The sequence below is a fragment of the Mycobacterium conspicuum genome (genome assembly GCF_010730195.1).
Classification (GTDB): domain Bacteria; phylum Actinomycetota; class Actinomycetes; order Mycobacteriales; family Mycobacteriaceae; genus Mycobacterium; species Mycobacterium conspicuum.
This window is the reverse complement of record NZ_AP022613.1, coordinates 2,226,368-2,246,570: the sequence shown is the minus strand read 5'-3', so window position 1 is coordinate 2,246,570 and position 20,203 is coordinate 2,226,368. Positions and strand designations below refer to the sequence as shown.

18 protein-coding genes and 1 pseudogene are annotated in these 20,203 nt (G+C 67.4%); 6 read left to right on the top strand and 13 right to left on the bottom strand.

Annotated elements, in window-relative coordinates:
* Positions 1 to 4 precede the first annotated feature (4 nt).
* On the bottom strand, positions 5 to 727 hold the full coding sequence (gene fabG1 / locus G6N66_RS10915) for a 3-oxoacyl-ACP reductase FabG1 (protein WP_085232772.1): 723 nt from the start codon (positions 725 to 727) through the stop codon (positions 5 to 7).
* Positions 728 to 874: 147 nt separating this feature from the next.
* On the opposite strand from fabG1, the pseudogene G6N66_RS10910 reads away from it, so the two are divergent.
* Positions 875 to 1,711: pseudogene (locus G6N66_RS10910) on the top strand (hypothetical protein); the annotation flags it as partial.
* A gap of 68 nt (positions 1,712 to 1,779) precedes the next feature.
* Here G6N66_RS10910 and G6N66_RS10905 read toward each other — a convergent pair.
* From G6N66_RS10905 to G6N66_RS10880, 6 genes are all read right to left on the bottom strand, one after another.
* Positions 1,780 to 2,787, bottom strand: coding sequence for a VWA domain-containing protein (locus tag G6N66_RS10905; RefSeq protein ID WP_085232809.1), 1,008 nt, complete (start codon positions 2,785 to 2,787; stop codon positions 1,780 to 1,782).
* A 10-nt stretch (positions 2,788 to 2,797) separates the two neighbouring features.
* A complete protein-coding gene (locus tag G6N66_RS10900) occupies positions 2,798 to 3,751 on the bottom strand; it encodes a DUF58 domain-containing protein (protein WP_085232771.1) in 954 nt (317 codons plus the stop codon).
* Positions 3,748 to 4,890, bottom strand: a complete 1,143-nt coding sequence (gene moxR1, locus G6N66_RS10895; protein WP_085232770.1) for a chaperone MoxR1 — start codon at positions 4,888 to 4,890, stop codon at positions 3,748 to 3,750. The genes G6N66_RS10900 and moxR1 overlap by 4 nt, the downstream gene beginning before the upstream one ends.
* Positions 4,891 to 5,005: 115 nt before the next feature.
* Complete coding sequence (gene ripB, locus G6N66_RS10890) at positions 5,006 to 5,719, bottom strand: NlpC/P60 family peptidoglycan endopeptidase RipB (RefSeq protein WP_085232769.1); 714 nt, start codon at positions 5,717 to 5,719, stop codon at positions 5,006 to 5,008.
* An 11-nt stretch (positions 5,720 to 5,730) separates the two neighbouring features.
* On the bottom strand, positions 5,731 to 7,158 hold the full coding sequence (ripA, locus tag G6N66_RS10885; protein WP_085232768.1) for an NlpC/P60 family peptidoglycan endopeptidase RipA: 1,428 nt from the start codon (positions 7,156 to 7,158) through the stop codon (positions 5,731 to 5,733).
* Between the two features lie 240 nt (positions 7,159 to 7,398).
* Entirely contained in the window at positions 7,399 to 7,938 is a 540-nt protein-coding gene (locus tag G6N66_RS10880) for an Rv1476 family membrane protein (RefSeq protein WP_085232767.1), read from the bottom strand.
* Positions 7,939 to 8,158: 220 nt separating this feature from the next.
* Here G6N66_RS10880 and G6N66_RS10875 point away from each other — a divergent pair, with 220 nt between their 5' ends.
* Together G6N66_RS10875 and G6N66_RS10870 are read left to right on the top strand one after the other, a co-directional pair.
* A complete protein-coding gene (locus tag G6N66_RS10875) occupies positions 8,159 to 10,957 on the top strand; it encodes an aconitate hydratase (protein ID WP_139825188.1) in 2,799 nt (932 codons plus the stop codon).
* Complete coding sequence (locus tag G6N66_RS10870) at positions 10,958 to 11,539, top strand: TetR/AcrR family transcriptional regulator (protein ID WP_085232766.1); 582 nt, start codon at positions 10,958 to 10,960, stop codon at positions 11,537 to 11,539.
* 116 nt (positions 11,540 to 11,655) lie between these two features.
* Here G6N66_RS10870 and G6N66_RS10865 read toward each other — a convergent pair whose 3' ends face one another.
* The 3 genes from G6N66_RS10865 to trxA are packed head-to-tail and all read right to left on the bottom strand — an operon-like array spanning position 11,656 to position 14,510.
* Entirely contained in the window at positions 11,656 to 13,284 is a 1,629-nt protein-coding gene (locus G6N66_RS10865) for an ABC-F family ATP-binding cassette domain-containing protein (RefSeq protein ID WP_085232765.1), read from the bottom strand.
* 24 nt (positions 13,285 to 13,308) lie between these two features.
* On the bottom strand, positions 13,309 to 14,151 hold the full coding sequence (locus G6N66_RS10860) for an enoyl-CoA hydratase (RefSeq protein ID WP_372515809.1): 843 nt from the start codon (positions 14,149 to 14,151) through the stop codon (positions 13,309 to 13,311).
* Positions 14,148 to 14,510, bottom strand: coding sequence for a thioredoxin (gene trxA / locus G6N66_RS10855; protein ID WP_085232807.1), 363 nt, complete (start codon positions 14,508 to 14,510; stop codon positions 14,148 to 14,150). The genes G6N66_RS10860 and trxA overlap by 4 nt, the downstream gene beginning before the upstream one ends.
* Positions 14,511 to 14,717: 207 nt before the next feature.
* Between trxA and G6N66_RS10850 the strand changes: the two genes are divergently transcribed.
* From G6N66_RS10850 to G6N66_RS10840, 3 genes are all read left to right on the top strand, one after another.
* Complete coding sequence (locus G6N66_RS10850) at positions 14,718 to 16,547, top strand: acyl-CoA dehydrogenase (protein ID WP_085232763.1); 1,830 nt, start codon at positions 14,718 to 14,720, stop codon at positions 16,545 to 16,547.
* A 68-nt stretch (positions 16,548 to 16,615) separates the two neighbouring features.
* Complete coding sequence (locus G6N66_RS10845; protein ID WP_179968270.1) at positions 16,616 to 17,353, top strand: DUF5666 domain-containing protein; 738 nt, start codon at positions 16,616 to 16,618, stop codon at positions 17,351 to 17,353.
* A 32-nt stretch (positions 17,354 to 17,385) separates the two neighbouring features.
* The gene (locus G6N66_RS10840; protein ID WP_085232760.1) at positions 17,386 to 18,147 is read left to right on the top strand and encodes a DUF5666 domain-containing protein; all 762 of its coding nucleotides are present in this window, start codon (positions 17,386 to 17,388) and stop codon (positions 18,145 to 18,147) included.
* A 6-nt stretch (positions 18,148 to 18,153) separates the two neighbouring features.
* Here the strand turns inward: G6N66_RS10840 and G6N66_RS10835 are convergent, their stop codons facing one another.
* From G6N66_RS10835 to G6N66_RS10825, 3 genes are read right to left on the bottom strand one after another with little or no spacing between them, the layout of a single operon-like run.
* Complete coding sequence (locus tag G6N66_RS10835) at positions 18,154 to 18,510, bottom strand: metal-sulfur cluster assembly factor (protein WP_085232759.1); 357 nt, start codon at positions 18,508 to 18,510, stop codon at positions 18,154 to 18,156.
* Positions 18,507 to 18,971, bottom strand: coding sequence for a Fe-S cluster assembly sulfur transfer protein SufU (gene sufU / locus G6N66_RS10830; RefSeq protein ID WP_139825187.1), 465 nt, complete (start codon positions 18,969 to 18,971; stop codon positions 18,507 to 18,509). Before sufU ends, G6N66_RS10835 begins: the two co-directional genes overlap by 4 nt.
* Positions 18,968 to 20,203 carry a cysteine desulfurase gene (locus tag G6N66_RS10825; protein WP_263989479.1) on the bottom strand — a complete coding sequence of 412 codons (1,236 nt, stop codon included), beginning with the start codon at positions 20,201 to 20,203 and terminating at the stop codon, positions 18,968 to 18,970. Before G6N66_RS10825 ends, sufU begins: the two co-directional genes overlap by 4 nt.

Below are 20,203 nucleotides of genomic sequence, written 5' to 3'. Positions count from 1 at the left end.
CCTCTCAGTGCCCCATGCCCATGCCGCCGTCGACCGGGATGACCGCACCGGCGATGTAGCTCGCGTCCTCGGACGCGAGGAAGCTGACCACCCCGGCGACCTCCTCGGCGGTGCCGACCCGCTTGGCCGGAATGAAGTCCAGCGCGCCGGCCTGAATCCGCTCGTCCAGCGAGCGGGTCATCTCGGTGTCGATGTAGCCGGGCGCCACCACGTTGGCCGTCACCCCGGCCTTGGACAGCTCGCGGGAGATCGAGCGCGCCATGCCGATCAGGCCGGCCTTGGCGGCCGCGTAGTTGGACTGGTTGCCGATGCCCCAGCTGCCGGAGACCGACCCGATGTAGATGATCCGCCCGAACCGCTTCTTCTGCATGCTGCGCGACGCGCGCTGGGTCACCCGGAACGCGCCCGTGAGGTTGGTGTTGATGACGTCGGTGAACCGCTCCTCGGTCATCCGAATGAGGAACGCATCCTTGGAGATGCCGGCGTTGGACACCAGCACCTCGACCGGACCCTGGTGCTCTTCGACCGCGGTGAAGGCGCGATCGACGGCGTCGGTGTCGGTGACGTCGCACTCGACGCCGAACAGCCCCTCGGGCGCCCCGGATCCGCGGTGCGTGACGGCCACCTTGTGGCCGTCGGCGGCCAGCCGCTGGGCGATCGCCAGACCGATCCCCCGGTTTCCGCCCGTCACCAGGACCGAACGGGATACGAATGCGGGTTTTGTCACCCGGCCAACTTATCGCCTCGCAGCGGCGGGGCCGAAATCGACTCGCGCCTACCCGCGAGCCGAACCGGGCTGCGAATTCCGGCGGGGATTTTCGCTGTGCGGTTCGGCTCGCGGAGGGTGTCGGTGTGGCGCAGCACACTGTCGGCCATGACAGATCCCTTCCGGGGCAGCGAAGCCGTGGCCGCGGGCACCTTGACGCCCTACGAGCTGCGCAGCCGATATGTGGCCCTACACAAAGACGTGTACGTGCAGCGAGATGTGCAGTTGACCGCACAACTGCGTGCGAAAGCGCTCTGGCTGCGGTCGCGTGGCCGAGGGGTGTTGGCCGGCTATTCGGCGGCCGCTCTGCACGGCTCCAGGTGGATCGGCGAAGACCTGCCCGCAGCAATCATCCACGCCAACAGCCGCCGGGCTCCGGGAGTCCAGACCTGGGAGGACCGCATCGAGCCCGACGAGATCTGTGTTGTCGATGGCATGCGCGTCACTACGCCGGAGCGGACGGCGCTCGACCTGGCCAGTCGATACCCGATGGACGCCGCTGTCGCGGCGGTTGACGCCCTCGTGCAGGCAACCGACTTGCGATTGGAGGACGTCGAACTGTTGGTTGATCGCTATCGCGGCCGGCGCGGCATCAAGGCTGCGCGCGCGGCTCTCGACCTTGTCGACGGGGGTGCCCAGTCGCCAAAGGAGACGTGGTTGCGGCTGCTCCTAGTCAAAGCCGGGTTTCCCCGGCCGCAAACCCAGATCGCGGTGTGCAACGAATGGGGTTGGGCGGAAGCGTATTTGGACATGGGCTGGGAAGACATCAAGGTCGCGGCCGAGTATGACGGCGAGCACCATTTGAACGATCCCTACCACGTCAGGAAGGACATTCGTCGACACGAGAAGGTCACGCACCGCTACGGCTGGATTGTGGTCCGGGTGGTTGGTCGGGACCATCCCGCAGACGTCATCCAGCGCGTAGGGGAGGCTCGCGCTTCGCGAACCGAACCACACTGCGAAAATCCCGCTCGAAAATCGCAGCCAGGTTGGGCTCGCGAACGAAAAGCAAGCTAGGTGGGCAGCCGGCGGTTGATCAGCAGCGCGGCCAGCGCCGCCAGCGCCAGCACCAAAGCACCCAGCCGCAGCCAGCCGACGCTCGCATCACCCTTGATCGTCTCGTAGCCGATCTGCTGTTGCAGCGACGCGTAGACGCTCTTCAGCTCCTCCAGGCTTGAGGCGCTGAACCAATTCCCCCCGGAGAGCTCGGCGACCTTGCGCATGGTGGAGTCGTCGACCGGGACGGGCTGACGCTGGTTGTTGATCTCGACGAAGCCATACGGCGTGCCGAAGGAGATCGTCGAGATCGGCACGCCCTGGTCCTTCGCGGTGCGCGCGGCGGTGAAGGCGCCCTTGGGGTTGTCGGGATTGGTCGGCATCGTCTCCTTGCCGTCGGAGAACAACACGATCCGGGCCGGCGGCGGGCTGTCGCCGCCCCCGATCACCGCGCCGACCGTGGCGATGGCCTGCAGGGCGGTGAAAATGCCCTCCCCGGTGGCGGTGCGATCGGCGAACTGCAGCTTGTCCAGCGCGGCCTTGGTGGCGTCCCGGTTGGTCGTCGGTGACACCAGCACCGTCGCGGTGCCCGCGTACTCGATCAGCCCCAGGTTGATTCCCGGGGTCAGTTCGCCGGCGAACTGCTTGGCGGCTTCCTGGGCGGCGGCCATCCGATTGGGCTGGACGTCGGTGGCGCGCATCGACTGCGACACGTCGATCACCAGCATCACCACGGCGCGGTTGCGGGGAATCCGCACGTCGTTCGTGGGTCCGGCCATCGCGATGGTCAACAGCACTAACGCCAGCACCAGCAGGATCGCCGGCACGTGCCGCCACCGAGGCGGGCGCTCCGGGGCGACGGTTTCCAGCAACTCCATGTTGGCGAAGCGAAGCATCCGCCGCTGCCGCGCCAGCTGCATCACGACGTACAGCGCCGCCAGGGCGACGACGGCGATCAGGAAGAGAAAGAACCACGCGTGCGCGAAGCCGGACAGCGACATCGGGCCCAGCAACGGGGGCGTCACGGCTGACCGATCACTGCCGCCCCGCCAGGGCCCCGCGCCGCCGGGATTCAACGAACCGGACGATGTCGGCGATCCAATCCCGGTCGGTGCGCAGCGTCATCAAAGGCGCCCCGCAGCTGCGGATCGTGCGCGACACCTCGGCGCGGTGGGCCGCGGCCGCCCTGGCGAAGTCGTCACGCAGCTGCGCGTCGATGGTGAACTCCCGCGTGACGCCGGTTTCGGCGTCCTGCAGGATGACGTCGCCGATGTCGGGCAGTTCGACGTCGCGCGGATCGAGCACCTCGATGCCGAGGACCTCGTGCCGGGCCGCGATCGCGCGCAGCGGGCGCATCCAGTTGATCGGGCCGAGGAAGTCGCTGATGATCACCGCCATGCCGCGGCGACGTTCCGGCCGGCGCAGCGCGTCGATGGCCGTCGCCAGGTCACCGCGCACGCCGGTCGGGGCCTTCGGGGTGGTGGCGATGGTGCGCAGCAGCGTCTGCTCATGCTGGCGTCCGGAACGGGCCGGCACCCGGGTCATCGTCATGCCGTTGGCGACCAGCGCGCCGATCCGGTTTCCGCCGCCACTGTTGAGGAACGTGATCGCGGCCGCGGCCGCCACCGCCAGGTCGCGCTTCTCGCAGCCGACCGTGCCGAAGTCCAGGCTGGCCGACATGTCGACCACCATCCAGGTCTCCAATTCGCGGTCGGCGATCATCTGGCGGACATGCGGGTGCGTCGTGCGCGCGGTCACCGCCCAGTCCATGCGGCGCACGTCGTCGCCGGGCTGATATTCGCGCGACTCGCCCGGTTCGGAGCCGGGACCCGGGATCAGGCCGAGATGGTCGCCGTGCAGCACGCCGTCGAGCTTGCGTTTGACGGTGAGCTCGAGCGACTTCAGCGCCGCCGATAGCTTCGGGTCATCGATCTGCCCTCGTTGCATCGACGGCGGGTGCGCCACCGCCGGCGGCTTGGGATCCGTCACCGACCGCTAGCCGCCCCCGCGGCCTGCATCACCGGGCCGACCGAATGACCTTGCTGCGGAACTGCATTCACCTGCGGCAGGGCCACCGTCTGCAGGACCCGGTTGATGACGATCTCCGGGGAGATCTCGTCGGCCAGCGCGTCGTAGGTGAGCACCAGCCGGTGGCGCAGCACGTCGGGGATGACGTCGATGACGTCCTGCGGGATCACGTAGTCGCGGCCCCGCACCAGCGCCAGCGACCGCGACGCCGCGATGATGCCCAGCGACGCGCGCGGGGAGGCGCCGAACGAGACCCAGGTCTTGACGTCGTTCATGCCCAGCTGTTCGGGGTGGCGGGTGGCGGTGACGACGCGCACCACGTAGTCGACCAGCGCGTGGTGCACGAAGTTGTTGGCCGCGATGCCCTGCAGCCGCACCAGGTCGCCGGTGGCCAGGATCTGCTTGGGCTCCGGCGGTTTGACGCCCATCCGGTAGATGATCTCCCGCTCCTCTTCCGGCGACGGGTAGCCCACGTTGATCTTGAAAAGGAACCGGTCGCGCTGGGCCTCGGGCAGCGGGTACACGCCCTCGTGCTCGATGGGGTTCTGCGTCGCCATCACCAGGAACGGGTTGGGCAGGTCGAAGGTCTTGCCGCCGATCGACACGTGACGTTCCTGCATGACCTCCAGCAGCGCGGACTGCACCTTGGCCGGGGCCCGGTTGATCTCGTCGGCGAGCAGGAAGTTGACCACCACCGGGCCGAGCTCGGTGTCGAACTCCTCCTTGCCCTGCCGGTAGATGCGGGTGCCGATGATGTCGGTGGGCACCAGGTCGGGGGTGAACTGGATGCGGGCGAACGTCCCGCCGACCACCTTGGCGAAGGTCTCCACCGCCAGCGTCTTGGCCACGCCCGGCACACCCTCGAGCAGCACGTGCCCCTTGGAGAGCAGGCCGACCAGCATCCGCTCGACGAGCTGGTCCTGGCCGACGATGATCCGCTTGACCTCGAAGATCGCCCGTTCGAGGGTGTGCACCTCGGCGGCCAGCCCATCAGAAGAGAGGCCGCCGCCGGACGGCGCCTCATGGGCCCCCGGGGCTGATTGCCCGCCCGGACCCGAGTAACCGCCGCCCCCCGGGGGGAACCCACCTGCTGAAGTCATCGACAACTACCTTCCAAATTCAGACGCGACTGCTGGCACCCTAATGCCCCGGGCTGCGACGTGCCCGCGTTCAACTATTCCAGGCCGGTCGGGTTCCGTCGACGCGCGCACCCGGTCAGTAGTCGATGATGCGCGTCAAAAAGGGCGTCATGCCCGGCCTGCGGACCGGGCTGATGGTGACCTTGCCCGCGCTCCCCGATGCCTCCAGCATCTGGCCGTTGCCCAGGTACAGGGTGACGTGCTGGCTGCCGTTCGGGCCGTAGAAGATCAGGTCGCCGCGCCTGGCCTGGTCCGGAGGAACGTGCTTGCCGGCGTTGTATTGGTCGCCGGAAAACCGTGGAATCAGCACGCCGACCCCGGCAAAGGCGTAGCGCATCAGACCGGAGCAGTCGAACCCGGTGATGTTCGCGCCGTCGCCGACGCCCTTGCTGGGCCCGTCGAGCGTGCCGCCACCCCACGAATACGGCACGCCCATCTGGGAGCCGGCGCGGCGGATCACGTACTCGATCGCCTGCGGCGCGTTGGCCCGCGAAATCCGGCTTCCGCTGGTGTTTGTCCCGCCGCCCGTGCTGCCCACGTTGATCCCCAGCCCGCTCAGGAATTGCTTGCCCAAATCTAGCGTCGTCTGGGTGGCCTGGGCGGTGGCTTGCAGTGACGCGGTGGCGACCGACAGCGGGTCGCCGGGCGCGCCGGCGCTGATCGTTGCCGGCAGCGTGGGGTCCCACTGACCGGGGTCGGCGCTGGCCGGGGCCGCGACGGACAGCATCAGCCCCGTTATCAGCGTCGCGGTCGCGGCCAGTTTCATCGGGTGAAAATGCTTGCGGCGCATGGCTCCTCGTTTCACCACTCGATGTACCGGACCACGTAGGGCGTCATGCCGCTGGTGCGCACCGGCGCGACGCGCACCTTCAAACCGATGTCGGGCGCCTCGAGCATCTGGCCGTCACCGAGGTAGATCGTCACGTGCTGGCTGCCGCCCGGGCCGTAGAAGATGACGTCGCCGCGGCGCATCTGCGAGGACGGGATTTTGCGGCCCAGGTTGTATTGCGAACCCGAGTAGTGCGGCAGCTTGATGCCCACCCCGGCGAACGAGTACAGCACCAGGCCCGAACAGTCGAAGCCGGTGATGCCGGCGCCCGAGTCGATTCCCTTGCTGGGGCCCGCGGCGTTGCCGCCACCCCAGGAGTAGGGCACCCCGATCTGCGACATGCCACGGCGAATCACGTATTCGGTGGCCTGCCGCCCGTAGACCCGCGGTATCCGTCCGGAGGTCGATCCGGCCGGGGCGTTGGTGATGCCGGTGTCGTCGGGCTTCAGGATGCCCAGCTGCTGCAGGAAGCTCTTCCCCATCTGCGCTGTGACCTGCGTCGACGTCGCCGAGATCCCGAGCACCTGGTTGATCACCGCGATCGGGTCGCCCGGGACGTTGGCGCTGGGCACCATGGGCAGCGTGGGGTCCCAGCCGTCCCACTTGCGGCCCCCGCGCGGCCCGGGCACTCCGGGCGCACCCGGGTCCCAACGGTCGGCGCCCGCCGGGCCAGCCGCGGTCGACCAGCGCGCATCGGCGAGCTGGGCGGTCTGCAGCGCCGCCTCAGCCTGGTCACGCTCGGCGGCCAGCCGGTTGACCTCCGCGCGCTGCTCGTCGAACTTGCGCTTGGACTCCGTCAGCGCCGCGACCGCGGCGTCCTGACTGTTCTTGGCGTCGGCGGCGGCCTTGTCGGCCTTCTGCTTGGCCGCCCGCGCCGCCGATTCCTTATTCACCTGCTCGGTGCGGGCTCGCTGCAGGTTGGTCATCACGGCCTGAGAACTGGCGCTCAGGGTCCGGGCGGCGGTCGCGGTGGCGATGATGTCGTCGGGGCTGCTCGCGGTCAGGTAGCTGCCCGACGGGCCGTTCATGTAGGTGGCCGCCGCGAAGGTGTCGAAGCGGTGTTGGGCGCCGGCGATCGCTGCGTTGGCGTCCTTGACCGCCTGCTGGCTGACCTCCAGGTCGTGCTGCGCCGTGGCCGCGTTGTCGCGCGCGGTCTCCACGTCGACGATCGCCTTGTCGACGCTCTGCTGCTCGGTCTGGATCGCGGCGCTCAGGTCATCGAGACGCTGGTTGGCCTTGGCGACGTTGGCGATCAATGTCGCCATGGCGTCCGAGCCGGGGTCGGCGACGGCGAGGCTGGGCAGCCACACCAGCGCGGCGGCACTCAACAACGACGGAATGACCGGCCGCACAACCCTTGTGGCCGATCGCGAAGCAGAACCGCGGCGGATCCGTCTCATTCGATTCGGGTCTCCTATGGCTCAGCACGGATGGACGGCGCCAGCCACCGATTCCACGGAAAGCGCCAAAGACAACAGCAGCATCATTTGCACCGTACGTCACAGGAGTCGCAATGAGAACGTAAGTCACAAACTGCACTCTGGAAGTGCGTTTACTGTGACCGAACGGTGATCTGCCGTGTTTGCCGCACGCCGTCGCGAAGGCCGTGTCGTGCGGTCGTCCGAGCCGGACGCGCGAGGCTAGGCGCCTTGGCTCGGTTTCGGTTCCGGGCCGTCGGCCGCCGCGGTCGACGTTGCTGTCCGCCTGCTGCGCAGCTGCAGGAATCGGGCGCCGACGGCGGCCGCGAGCACCCCGACCAACAACACGATCGTCAACCCGGTCCAAGGAAATTCGGGGGTGTTGAGCTCATGCAGGAAGTGCTTCGCCGAGACCACCGGATTGCCGGTCTTGGCGATGTCCTCGCCGGCTTCCAGGGTGACGCGCGGGAAGTGGGTGCTGTAGGTGCCGACGTAGCTGGGGCTCAGCGTCAGGACGGTGGCATCCGGGTAGTCGGCGCCGACCACGGTGGAGATGTCGCGCAGCGGGGTGTCGTTGGGCGGGTTGTGGTCGAGCAGCACGATCTTGAGGGTGATGCCGTCGGCGCGGGCCTGGTTCACCACGGCCAACAACCCGGGCATGTCCGCCGGCGGGGCGCTGACGCCAGTCGCGGCGACCTGAGCCTTCACCATGGCCATGTCCACGTCTTGGGGGATGTAGATCGGCAGCGGTTGCCCGGTCATGTCTGTTCCTCCTGCCCCGTCACGCTGGCGTGATCTTCGGCCACCGCGGTCACTCTAGTTTGACGCTGTGCGGACAAAGGGGTTTACCACGCGCCCGAGCGGACATGACTTACCGATGCGGGTACCGCTTAATACAGGACAAGCGTACTGTTAAAGTGGTTTTCAGCATTGCCCCGTCGACACGGCCCGTCGGCGGCAGAATTTAATCCCGGGAGTTGATGTGACTAGCAAGGAATCGGTGAACTCGTTCGGAGCACGCGACACCCTCGAGGTCGGCGACAAGAGTTACCAAATCTATCGTCTCGACGCCGTCCCCAATACCGAGAAACTCCCCTACAGCCTCAAAGTCCTCGCCGAAAACCTGCTGCGCAACGAGGACGGCAGCAACATCACCAAAGACCACATCGAGGCGATCGCGAACTGGGATCCCAACGCGGAACCCAGCATTGAGATCCAGTACACGCCCGCGCGCGTCGTGATGCAGGACTTCACCGGGGTGCCCTGCATCGTCGACCTGGCCACCATGCGCGAGGCCATCGGCGACCTCGGCGGCAACCCGGAGAAGGTCAACCCGCTGGCGCCGGCCGACCTGGTGATCGACCACTCGGTGATCGCCGACCTGTTCGGCACCGCCGACGCATTCGAGCGCAACGTCGAGATCGAGTACGAGCGCAACGGGGAGCGCTACCAGTTTCTGCGGTGGGGGCAGGGCGCCTTCCAGGACTTCAAGGTGGTGCCGCCCGGCACCGGCATCGTGCATCAGGTCAACATCGAGTACCTGGCGAGCGTCGTCATGGAGCGCGACGGGGTCGCGTATCCCGACACCTGCGTGGGCACCGACTCGCACACCACGATGGTCAACGGCCTCGGCGTGCTGGGCTGGGGCGTGGGCGGCATCGAGGCCGAGGCCGCGATGCTGGGTCAGCCGGTGTCGATGCTGATCCCGCGGGTCGTCGGCTTCAAGCTGACCGGCGAGATCCAACCGGCCGTCACGGCCACCGACGTGGTGCTGACGGTCACCGAGATGCTGCGCAAGCACGGCGTGGTCGGCAAGTTCGTCGAGTTCTACGGTGCCGGCGTGGCCGAGGTGCCGCTGGCCAACCGCGCCACGTTGGGCAACATGAGCCCCGAATTCGGTTCCACCGCAGCCATTTTCCCGGTCGACGAGGAGACCATCTCTTACCTGAAGTTCACCGGCCGCACCGACGAGCAGCTGGCACTGGTCGAGGCGTACGCCAAAAGGCAGGGCATGTGGCACGACCCGGACCACGAGCCGACGTTCTCCGAGTACCTCGAGCTCGACCTGTCCACGGTGGTGCCATCGATCGCCGGACCGAAACGCCCGCAGGACCGAATCGCGTTGTCGGAGGCGAAATCCGTTTTCCGCGAACAGATTCCGAGCTATGTCAACGGGGACGGCGATCAGGCCTATTCGAAACTCGACGAGTCTGTCGACGAGTCCTTCCCGGCCAGCGACCCCAGCTCACCCTCGAACGGCCACGCCGACGACGTCCCCGAGGCACAGTCAGCCGCCGCGCACTCCAAGGGCCGCCCGAGCAATCCGGTGGACGTGAAGTCCGACGAGCGTGGCGAATTCGTGCTCGATCACGGCGCGGTGGTGATCGCCGCGGTCACGTCGTGCACCAACACCTCCAACCCCGAGGTGATGCTGGGCGCGGCGCTGCTCGCGCGCAATGCGGTGGAGAAGGGACTGACCTCCAAGCCGTGGGTGAAGACCACGATGGCGCCGGGTTCGCAGGTGGTCAACGACTACTACGATAAGGCCGGCCTGTGGCCGTACCTGGAAAAGCTCGGCTTCTACCTGGTCGGCTACGGCTGCACCACCTGCATCGGCAACTCCGGCCCGCTGCCCGACGAGATCTCGAAAGCCATTAACGACAACGACCTTTCGGTGACGGCCGTGCTGTCGGGCAACCGGAACTTCGAGGGCCGCATCAACCCCGACGTGAAGATGAACTACCTGGCGTCGCCGCCGCTGGTGGTGGCCTACGCGCTTGCCGGGACGATGGACTTCGACTTCGAGAAGGAACCGCTGGGCCAAGACAAGGACGGCAACGACGTCTTCCTCAAGGACATCTGGCCGTCGCAGAAGGACGTGTCCGACACCATCGCCTCGGCGATCAACCGGGAGATGTTCACCACGAACTACGCCGACGTGTTCAAGGGCGACGAACGTTGGCGCAACCTGCCCACGCCCAGCGGCAACACCTTTGAGTGGAACGAGGATTCGACGTACGTCCGCAAGCCCCCCTACTTCGAGGGCATGCCCGCCGAGCCCGAGCCGGTCGCCGACATCACCGGCGCCCGGGTGCTGGCGCTGCTGGGCGATTCGGTGACCACCGACCACATCTCCCCCGCCGGCAGCATCAAGCCGGGCACCCCGGCGGCGCAGTACCTCGACGAGCACGGCGTGGACCGCAAGGACTACAACTCCTTCGGCTCGCGCCGCGGCAACCACGAGGTGATGATCCGCGGCACATTCGCCAACATCCGGTTGCGCAACCTGCTACTCGACGATGTGTCGGGGGGCTACACCCGCGACTTCACCCAGGACGGCGGCCCGCAGGCCTTCATCTACGACGCGGCGCAAAACTATGCGGCACAGGACATTCCGCTGGTGGTGCTGGGCGGCAAGGAATATGGGTCCGGCTCCTCACGCGACTGGGCGGCCAAGGGCACGCTGCTGTTGGGCGTTCGCGCGGTGATCGCCGAGTCGTTCGAGCGGATCCACCGCTCCAACCTGATCGGCATGGGCGTCATCCCGCTGCAGTTCCCCGACGGCAAGTCGGCGAAGGACCTCGGCCTGGACGGCACCGAGGTCGTCGACATCACTGGGATCGAGGCGCTCAACGACGGCAAGACACCGAAGACGGTGAAGGTGAAAGCCGGAGATGTCGAGTTCGACGCCGTGGTGCGCATCGACACCCCCGGCGAGGCGGACTACTACCGCAACGGGGGCATTCTGCAGTACGTGCTGCGCAACATGCTGAAGTCGTAGATGCCCAAGGTCAGCGAGGACCATCTCGCGGCTCGGCGCCGTCAGATCCTTGACGGCGCCCGGCGCTGCTTTGCCGAATACGGCTACGACAAGGCGACGGTGCGGCGGCTGGAGCAGGCGATCGGAATGTCGCGCGGCGCGATCTTCCATCACTTCCGGGACAAGGACGCACTGTTTTTCGCGCTGGCGCACGAGGATGCCGAGCGGATGGCCGAGGTCGCGTCCCGCGAGGGCCTCATCCAGGTGATGCGTGACATGCTCGCCGCGCCCGAGGAGTTCGACTGGCTGGCCACCAGGTTGGAGATCGCCCGCAAGCTGCGCAACGACCCGGCGTTCAACCGGGGTTGGTCGGAGCGCTCGGCGGAATTGGCCGCGGCGACGCACGAACGGCTGCGCCGGCAGAAGGAGGCACACCGGGTGCGCGAGGACGTGCCCGGCGACGTGTTGCAGTGCTACCTGGAGCTCGTCTTGGACGGGTTGGTGGCCCGGCTGGCGTCCGGCGAGGACCCGGCGCGCCTGGCCGCGGTCCTCGACCTGGTGGAAAAGTCGATGCGGCGCAACAACTCTGGGGCGCGAGCGTAACCCCACTGCGAACAGGTGGACAAACCTTTCGCAGTGCGGCGCCCTTCGCGAGCCGAACCTGGCTGCGATTTTCGAGCGGATTTTTCGCAGTGTGGTTCGGCTCGCGGAAGCCGGACTCAGGCGAGCTCGATCAGATCCCGGTAGTCGTCGGACCAATAGTCCTCGGTGCCGTCGGGTAGCAGCACGACCCGCTGCGGATGCAGCGCCTCGGCCGCGCCGGGGTCGTGCGTGACCAACACCACCGCACCCTGATAGCTGCGCAGCGCGTCGAGCACCTGCTCGCGCGAGGCGGGGTCGAGGTTATTGGTCGGCTCGTCGAGCAGCAACACGTTGGCCGTCGACGCCACCAGGCCGGCCAGCGCCAGGCGGGTCTTCTCCCCGCCGGACAGCGTGCCCGCCGGTTGGTCCAACTGTGGCCCGCTGAACATGAACGCCCCCAGCAGGCCACGCAGCTCCTGTTCGCCGGACTCGGGCGCGGCGTGGCGGATGTTCTCCCAGACGGTCGCGTCGTTGTCCAGCGTGTCGTGTTCCTGCGCGAAATAGCCGATGCGCAAACCGTGTCCGGGCTCGAGCGCCCCGGTGTCGGGCGTCTCGACGCCGGCCAACAATCGCAGCATCGTGGTCTTGCCCGCGCCGTTGAGCCCCAGCACGACCACGCGCGAACCGCGGTCGATGGCCAGGTCGACGCCGGTGAACACCTCGAGGGAGCCGTAGGACTTGCTCAACCCCTTGGCCATCAGCGGCGTGCGCCCGCACGGTGCCGGGGTAGGAAACTTGATGCGGGCCACCTTGTCGGCGACCCGTTCCTCGTCGAGCGCGGCCATCATCCGATCGGCCCGACGCAACATGTTTTGCGCCGCAACGGCTTTGGTGGCCTTGGCGCCCAGCTTGGCGGCCTGGGTGCGCAGCGCGGCGGCCTTGCGCTCGGCGTTGGCGCGTTCGCGGCGGCGACGCTGCTCGTCGGTGGCGCGGGCGTCGAGGTACTTCTGCCAGCCCATGTTGTACACGTCGACCTCGCCGCGCACGGCGTCCAAGAACCACACCCGGTTGACGACGTCGGCGATCAGCTCGACGTTGTGGCTGATGACCACCAGCCCGCCGGTGTGCGCCCGCAGGAAATCGCGCAGCCAGCCGAGCGAATCCGCGTCGAGGTGGTTGGTGGGCTCGTCAAGCAGCAGCGTGGTGCTCGAGCCCGCGCCGGTGTCCGAGGCGGCGAACAGGATGCGGGCCAACTCCACCCGGCGGCGCTGCCCGCCGGACAGCGTGCGCAGCTGCTGCGTCAGGACGCGGTCGGGCAGGCCGAGACTCGCGCAGATCCGGCCGGCCTCGCTCTCGGCGCCGTAGCCGCCCAGCGCGACGAACCGCTCCTCGAGCTGGCCGTAACGGCGGATCGCGCGGTCGCGGGCCTCGTCGTCGGCCACCTCGGCCATCAATGCCTGCTGCTTTTCCAGATCCGTCAGCAGCACGTCCAACCCGCGGGCCGACAGCACCCGGTCGCGGGCCAGCACGTCGAGATCGCCCTCTTTGGGATCCTGTGGCAGATAACCGATTTCGCCGGCCCGGCTGACCGACCCGGCATAGGGTTCGGTTTCGCCGGCCAGAATCCGCAGGGTGGTGGTCTTGCCCGCGCCGTTACGGCCGACCAGCCCGATGCGATCGCCGGGCTGCACCCGCAGATCCGGGCCGTCGGGTGAGAGCAGGATGCGTGCGCCAGCGCGGACCTCCAGGTCCGTGGCCGTAATCACGATCGCGCTCCTTGGCGTAAAGGCTTATTTGTCGTCTTTGTCGTCGGTAAAGACCGCCGGCCGCCGTTCGGCACGCGCCGCAACCGCTTCTTCGAAGTTGCCGGTGAGTAGACGGATGAAAAGCTGTCCCAAGCCTTCGGCTTGCATGTGCGCCTCCAGACTACCGGCGTCCAGGCCGCTCCACAGTGTGCGCTTGGTCAACTCGGTCCCCGGCCGGGAGAACGCGGCGATCCGCGCCGCGATGGCGTAGCAGGTGTCCAGCAGCTGCTCCTCGGGCACCTGGCAGGACACCAGGCCGATGCGCTCGGCTTCCTCGGCGCTGACGTCGCGGCCGGTCAGCATGATCTCGAACGCGCGCGATGACCCGATCGCCCTGGGCAACAGGTAGCTGAGCCCCAGTTCGCTGGCCGTCAGGCCGTTGTTGATGCCCGCCGCGCGGAAGTACGCGCTGGTGGAGGCCACCCGGATGTCGGCGGCCAGCGCCAGGCACAGCCCTCCCCCGATGGCGGGGCCGTTGACGGCGGCGATCACCGGTTGGTGCAGCTTGCGCAGCGCCAGGATGACGTCGTCGAGCACCTCCATGGAGCGCAGCGCGTAGGTGGGCCGGGTCAGGCCCTCGACGTGGGGAACGCTGCCCGCCGACTTGTGGTCGGCACCCGACGAGAACCCCTTGCCCGCCCCGGTCAGCACCACCACCCGCACGGAATTGTCGTAGGTGACCTGCTCCAGGGCGTCTTTGAGCGGCACCATGACGTCGAACGCCATCGAATTCATCCGCTCGGGCCGATTGAGGGTGATCAGGGCAACGCCGGGCCGCGGATGTTCAACAAGGACCAAACTCACCTGGAAAAGGTAGCGCGTCCTCAGACGTCTTTGGGTTTCGCCGCGGCTTCAGCGGCCTCGACGTCGAACGCCTTGACCTGCTGAAGGAGGTCCTCCAGCGCGGCCGGCGGCAGCGCGCCGGGCTGGTTGAACAGCAGCTTGCCCTTCTTGAAGGCCATCAGCGTGGGGATGGAGCGGATCTCGGCGGCCGCGGCCAGCTGCTGCTCGGCCTCGGTGTCGACCTTGGCGAACACCACGTCGGGGTGTTTTTCCGACGCCGCCTGGAAGGTCGGCGCAAACGCGCGACACGGGCCGCACCAGGATGCCCAAAAATCGACAAGGACGATGTCGTTGTCGTTGATGGTGGCGTTGAACTGGTCAGCAGTGAGGTCTCGGGTAGTCACGTCATAGCCAACGTTACTCTTCGGCGCATTGTTCCCGTGCCGGAACCCCACGTCGCGGTCGACGCGCAGGCGCTCGACACCGGTCGGTTGAATTGTCCTCTGGCACAAAGAAAGTAGGCCTGAGCGGAAAGCGCGCCACGACGTATCGGTGACGCCGCACCGCAGGTTACGGTTGCGTACGTTTGCACGCTCGGAGACACTGCTGCCGTGGGGCACTACATCGCCAACGTTCGGGATCTGGAATTCAACCTGTTCGAGGTCCTCGACATCGGGGCCGTCCTGGGCACCGGGCGGTACAGCGACCTGGACGTCGACACGGCCAAGACGATCCTGACCGAAGCCGCCAACCTGGCCGAAGGGCCGCTCGCCGAGACCTTCGTGTTCGCCGACCGCAACCCGCCGGTCTTCGACCCCGCCACCCACAGCATCAGCGTGGCCCCGGAACTGGCCAAGACGGTCGAGGCGATCAAGGAAGCCGGTTTCTGGCGGCTGGGCCTGGACGAAGCGATCGGCGGCACGCCCGCACCGCCCCCGCTGGCGTGGGCGGTCACCGAGATGATCTTTTGCGCCAATTCGTCGGCGAGCATGTTTTGCCTGGGCACGTTCATGGCTCAGGCGCTGTACGTGGAGGGCACCGAGGAACAGCGGCGATGGGCGGCCGAGGGCGCCGAGCGCGGCTGGGCGGGCACCATGGTGCTCACCGAACCCGATGCCGGCTCCGACGTCGGCGCGGGTCGCACCAAGGCCATCCCCCAGCCCGACGGCACCTGGCACATCGAGGGGGTGAAGCGGTTCATCACCGGCGGCGAGGTGGGTGACACCGCCGAGAACGTCTACCACCTGGTGCTGGCGCGGCCCGAGGGCGCCGGCCCGGGCACCAAGGGGTTGAGCCTGTTCTACGTGCCGAAGTACCTTTTCGATCCCGAGACGTTCGAACTCGGTTCCCGCAACGGGGTTTTCACCACCGGCGTGGAACACAAGATGGGCATCAAGTCGTCGCCGACGTGTGAATTGACGTTCGGCGCCACCGATGTGCCCGCCGTCGGCTACCTGGTCGGCGGCGTGCACAACGGGATCGCGCAGATGTTCACCGTGATCGAGCACGCTCGCATGACCATCGGGATCAAGGCCGCCGGCACGCTGTCCACGGGCTACCTGAACGCCCTGGCGTACGCCAAGGAGCGCGTGCAGGGCGCGGATCTGACCCAGATGACCGACAAGACGGCGCCGCGGGTCACGATCATGCACCACCCCGATGTGCGGCGCAGCCTGATGACGCAGAAGGCCTACGCCGAGGGCCTGCGCGCGCTGTACATGTATGCCGCGGCGCATCAAGACGATGATGTGGCACAACGGGTTTCGGGTGCGGACCACGACATGGCGCACCGAGTCGACGATCTGCTCTTGCCGATCGTCAAGGGCGCCAGCTCGGAACGGGCCTACGAGATCCTCACCGAATCGCTTCAGACGCTAGGCGGTTCGGGCTTTCTGATGGATTATCCGATCGAGCAGTACATCCGGGACGCCAAGATCGACTCGCTCTACGAGGGCACCACCGCCATCCAGGCGCTCGACTTCTTCTTCCGCAAGATCGTGCGCGACCACGGCAAGTCTCTGCAGCACGTGACGAATCAGATCAGCAAGACCATCGAAAACGTCGAGGAGTCACTGAAACCCGAAGCCGAGCTGCTGCAAACCGCCCTCGACGACGTCACGGCAATGACGACCGCCCTGACCGCATACCTGATGTCGGCCGCGCAACAGCCGACGGATATCTACAAGGTGGGGTTGGGGTCGGTGCGATACCTGCTCGCCGTCGGCGATTTGTTGATCGGCTGGCGGCTGCTGGAACAGGCCTGCGTCGCGCGCGCCGCGCTGGCGGGCTCCCCGTCAAAGTCTGACGAACCGTTCTACCGGGGCAAGATCGCGACCGCGTCGTTCTTCGCCAAGAACATGCTGCCCCGGCTGGGCGGAATACGCACCGTCATCGAAACCATGGACGACGACATCATGCGGCTGTCCGAATCCGCGTTCTGAATGCACATCTTCCGCACAGCTTCTTGCGGTACACCCGTTCGTTGGGACCACCCACGATTGGAGAAACCGTGACACCTGCCCCTCGGCTTGCCCGATTCGCGATCCTGACGGCCACCGCAGTGACGGCGCTGTCGCTCGCGGCGTGCGGGTCGTCGAACACCTCGAGCCCCACCACATCCCACAGCGCTGCCTCATCGACAGCCGCGCCGACGACCACCTCCGCCCCGCCTCCATCCAACGGCGCGGCGCGCGTCAGCGGACTGATCGCATCGGTGACCGGCAACGCGGCGCAGGTGAACCAGCAGAACGGCCAAAATGGCACTACCACAGTCACTTTCACCGGATCGACCAAGATCACCGATGTCACACCGGCCGCGCTGACGGACGTCACCGCGGGCAGTTGCGTGTCCGTGCGACCACAGGACCACGGCCAGGGCGGCCAACCCATCACCGCGGCATCCGTTCGCCTCCGCACCGCCGTGGACGGCAAGTGCCCGCCGGCCAAGGACGCTTGGAAGCGGCCGGGGGTCCAGGGTTCGGTTGCCTCCGTCGCGGGCAACACCATCAACGTCACCGGCATCGACGCCAACGGCAACACCACTCAGACGGCCGTGACGGTGAACGACAAGACGAAATACAGCAAGCAGGTCGCCGCCGACACCCAGGCGGTCACCGCCGGCAAATGCCTGACGGCCAAGGGCACGCAGGACGCCAATGGCGCGCTGCAGGCCACCACGATCAACCTGCGGCCCGCCCACGACGGCAAATGCGCAGGTCAAGCCGGGCACCACGGCCACGGAGGATGACTTCGCCGTTCAAGTGGGTATTCGCCTAGGCGATGCCCACGATCGACACCCCGGTACACCGTCGTCGGCTGATCCGATTCGGGATCCCGGCGGCGGTCATCGCGTTCATCGTCCTGTGTGTGGCGATGTGCGGTCCCTCGAACAACGCGCCAACCAACACCGGAAAGCCCACGGTGACGGCCACCGCACCGAAACCGGCGCCACCACCGCCGCCACCGGCGCCACCGCCACCGCCGCCGGCCAAGGACTACGTCGAAGGCCTGGTGCAGTCGGTGTCGGGCGGCGTGATCGCGCTCAGGACGCGAAGCGGTTCCGCGACGGTGGATTTCTCACCGCAGACACGGGTCGTCGAGCAGACCCCGGCCGAACTGACCGACGTCACCCCGGGCAGTTGTATCAACGTGCGGGCTACCCCGCAGAGCGCCCGTCCGCCCGCCGCGATCACCGCACAGTCCGTGACGATCACGCCGGCCGTTGATGGCGGGGAATGCCCGCCGCCGGCCGGTTACTACGGGACGGTCACCTCGATTTCGGGTAACACCATCGCCGTCAACGGCCTGGGTCCCACGCCGACCACTGTCACCGTCACCGACTCGACCACCTACAACAAGCAGACACCGTCAAGCTCGGACGCGATCGCAAACGGTAAGTGCATGGGTGCCCAGGGGTCGAACGAAGGCGGCGCGCTGCAGGCGATGACCATCGCGCTACAGGCGTGCCCGCCCATGGGCCGGCCGCACCATCATCTGCACATCCCCCACCTGCCGATCCACCTTCCGTTCCACCGTCACTAGGCGGTATCAGACGGTAAAGCCCAGTGCCCGCAGTTGTTCGCGCCCGTCCTCAGTGATCTTGTCCGGGCCCCACGGCGGGTTCCACACCCAGTTGATCCGCAGATCGTTCACCAGCCCGGCGCCGACCAGGGCGCTGCGGGACTGGTCCTCGATCACATCGGTCAGCGGGCAGGCCGCCGACGTCAATGTCATGTCGATCAGGGCGACGGTTCCCTCGTCGCCCTTTTCCACGTTCAGGCCGTAGACCAGCCCCAAATCGACGACGTTGATGCCCAGTTCGGGGTCGACGACGTCGCGCATCGCCTCTTCGAGGTCGAAGAGCAGCTCCTCGTTGGGTGCGTCCGGTGCGCTGGTTTCACTCATTGGTCCTCCTCCGAGGCTTGACTGGCCTGCGCCAGTGCGTCTTTGAAAGCCATCCAGCCCAGCAGCGCGCACTTCACCCGCGCCGGGTATTTGGCCACCCCCGCGAACGCGACCCCATCGCCCAGGACGTCCTCGTCCCCCTCGACGTTTCCGCGCGAGGACACCATCTCGGTGAACGCGGTGACGGTCTTGAGCGCCTGACCGACGCTCTGGCCGATCACTTGTTGAGCGAGCACCGACGTCGACGCCTGGCTGATCGAACAGCCCTGCCCGTCATAGGAGATGTCGGTGACCGTCTCGCCGTCGTCGGACAACGCGACCCGCAGCGTGACCTCGTCGCCGCACACCGGGTTGACGTGAAAGACCTGGGCGCCGAACGGTTCCCGCAGCCCGCGGTGCTGCGGGTGTTTGTAGTGATCGAGGATCACGTCCTGATACATCTGTTCCAGCCGCAACGTCAGTCTCTCCCAAAGAAATCCATTGCCCGCTTGACGCCGGCCACCAGGCGGTCGACCTCGTCGAGGGTGTTGTACACCGCGAACGACGCCCGCGCCGTGGCCGCCAGCCCGAACCTGCGGTGCAGCGGCAATGCGCAGTGGTGCCCGACGCGCACGGCGACGCCGTCGTCGTCGAGAACCTGGCCGACGTCGTGGGCGTGCACGCCGTCGACGACGAACGCGACCGGCGAGCCGCGATCGCGCATCGACGTGGGTCCGACGATGCGGACGCCGCCGATGCCGGACAGGCCGTCGACGGCCGCGGCGACCAACTCCCGTTCGTGCGCCTCGACCGCCTCCATGCCGATTCCGTCGAGATACCGCGCGGCGGCGGCCAATCCGATCACCTGCGAGGTCATCGGGGTGCCCGCCTCGAAGCGCTGCGGGGCCGGCGCGTACGTGGTGGCCGCCATCGTGACCGTTTCGATCATCGACCCGCCGGTGAGAAACGGCGGCAGGGCGTCCAGCAGCTCGCGGCGGCCGTACAGCACGCCGATACCGTTGGGGCCCAACATCTTATGCCCGGAAAAGGCGGCGAAGTCGACGTCCAGGGCGTGCAGGTCGACCGGCTCGTGCGGAACGGACTGGCAGGCGTCCAGCACGGTCAGCGCGCCCACCGCCTTAGCGCGGGCGACGAACTCGGCCACCGGCGCCAGCGCGCCCGTCACGTTGGAATGATGGCTGAACGCAACGACTTTGACGCGTTCGTCGAGCTGCAGCGAGTTCAGGTCGATGCGGCCGTCGTCGGTCACGCCGTACCACTTGAGCGTCGCTCCGGTGCGCCGGGCCAGGTCCTGCCACGGGATCAGGTTGGCGTGATGTTCCAGTTCCGTGGTGACGATGACGTCCCCGGGACCTACCGCCCGGTCAAACCGGTTGTCCCCCAGCACATAGGAAACCAGGTTGAGCGACTCGGTGGCGTTCTTGGTGAACACCAGCTCTTGCGCGTGAGCGCCGACGAACGCCGCGATGTCGGCGCGGCCCTGCTCGTAGGCGTCGGTGGCCTCCTCCATCAGCTGATGCGCACCGCGGTGCACGCCGCCATTGGAGGTCAACAGAAACTCGCGCTCGGCGTCGAGTACCTGCAGCGGCCGCTGCGACGTCGCGCCGGAATCCAGGTACGCCAACTGATTTCCCCCGCGCATGATGCGCTTGAGGATCGGGAAATCGGCTCGGATGGCCGCGACGTCCAGCAC

Coding starts and splice junctions, on each gene's coding strand:
- moxR1 (WP_085232770.1), bottom strand. CDS start 4,890: ATGACTTCAGCAGGTGGGTTCCCCCCGGGGGGCGGCGGTTACTCGGGT.
- ripB (WP_085232769.1), bottom strand. CDS start 5,719: ATGCGCCGCAAGCATTTTCACCCGATGAAACTGGCCGCGACCGCGACG.
- ripA (WP_085232768.1), bottom strand. CDS start 7,158: ATGAGACGGATCCGCCGCGGTTCTGCTTCGCGATCGGCCACAAGGGTT.
- G6N66_RS10880 (WP_085232767.1), bottom strand. CDS start 7,938: ATGACCGGGCAACCGCTGCCGATCTACATCCCCCAAGACGTGGACATG.
- G6N66_RS10870 (WP_085232766.1), top strand. CDS start 10,958: ATGCCCAAGGTCAGCGAGGACCATCTCGCGGCTCGGCGCCGTCAGATC.
- G6N66_RS10840 (WP_085232760.1), top strand. CDS start 17,386: ATGCCCACGATCGACACCCCGGTACACCGTCGTCGGCTGATCCGATTC.
- G6N66_RS10835 (WP_085232759.1), bottom strand. CDS start 18,510: ATGAGTGAAACCAGCGCACCGGACGCACCCAACGAGGAGCTGCTCTTC.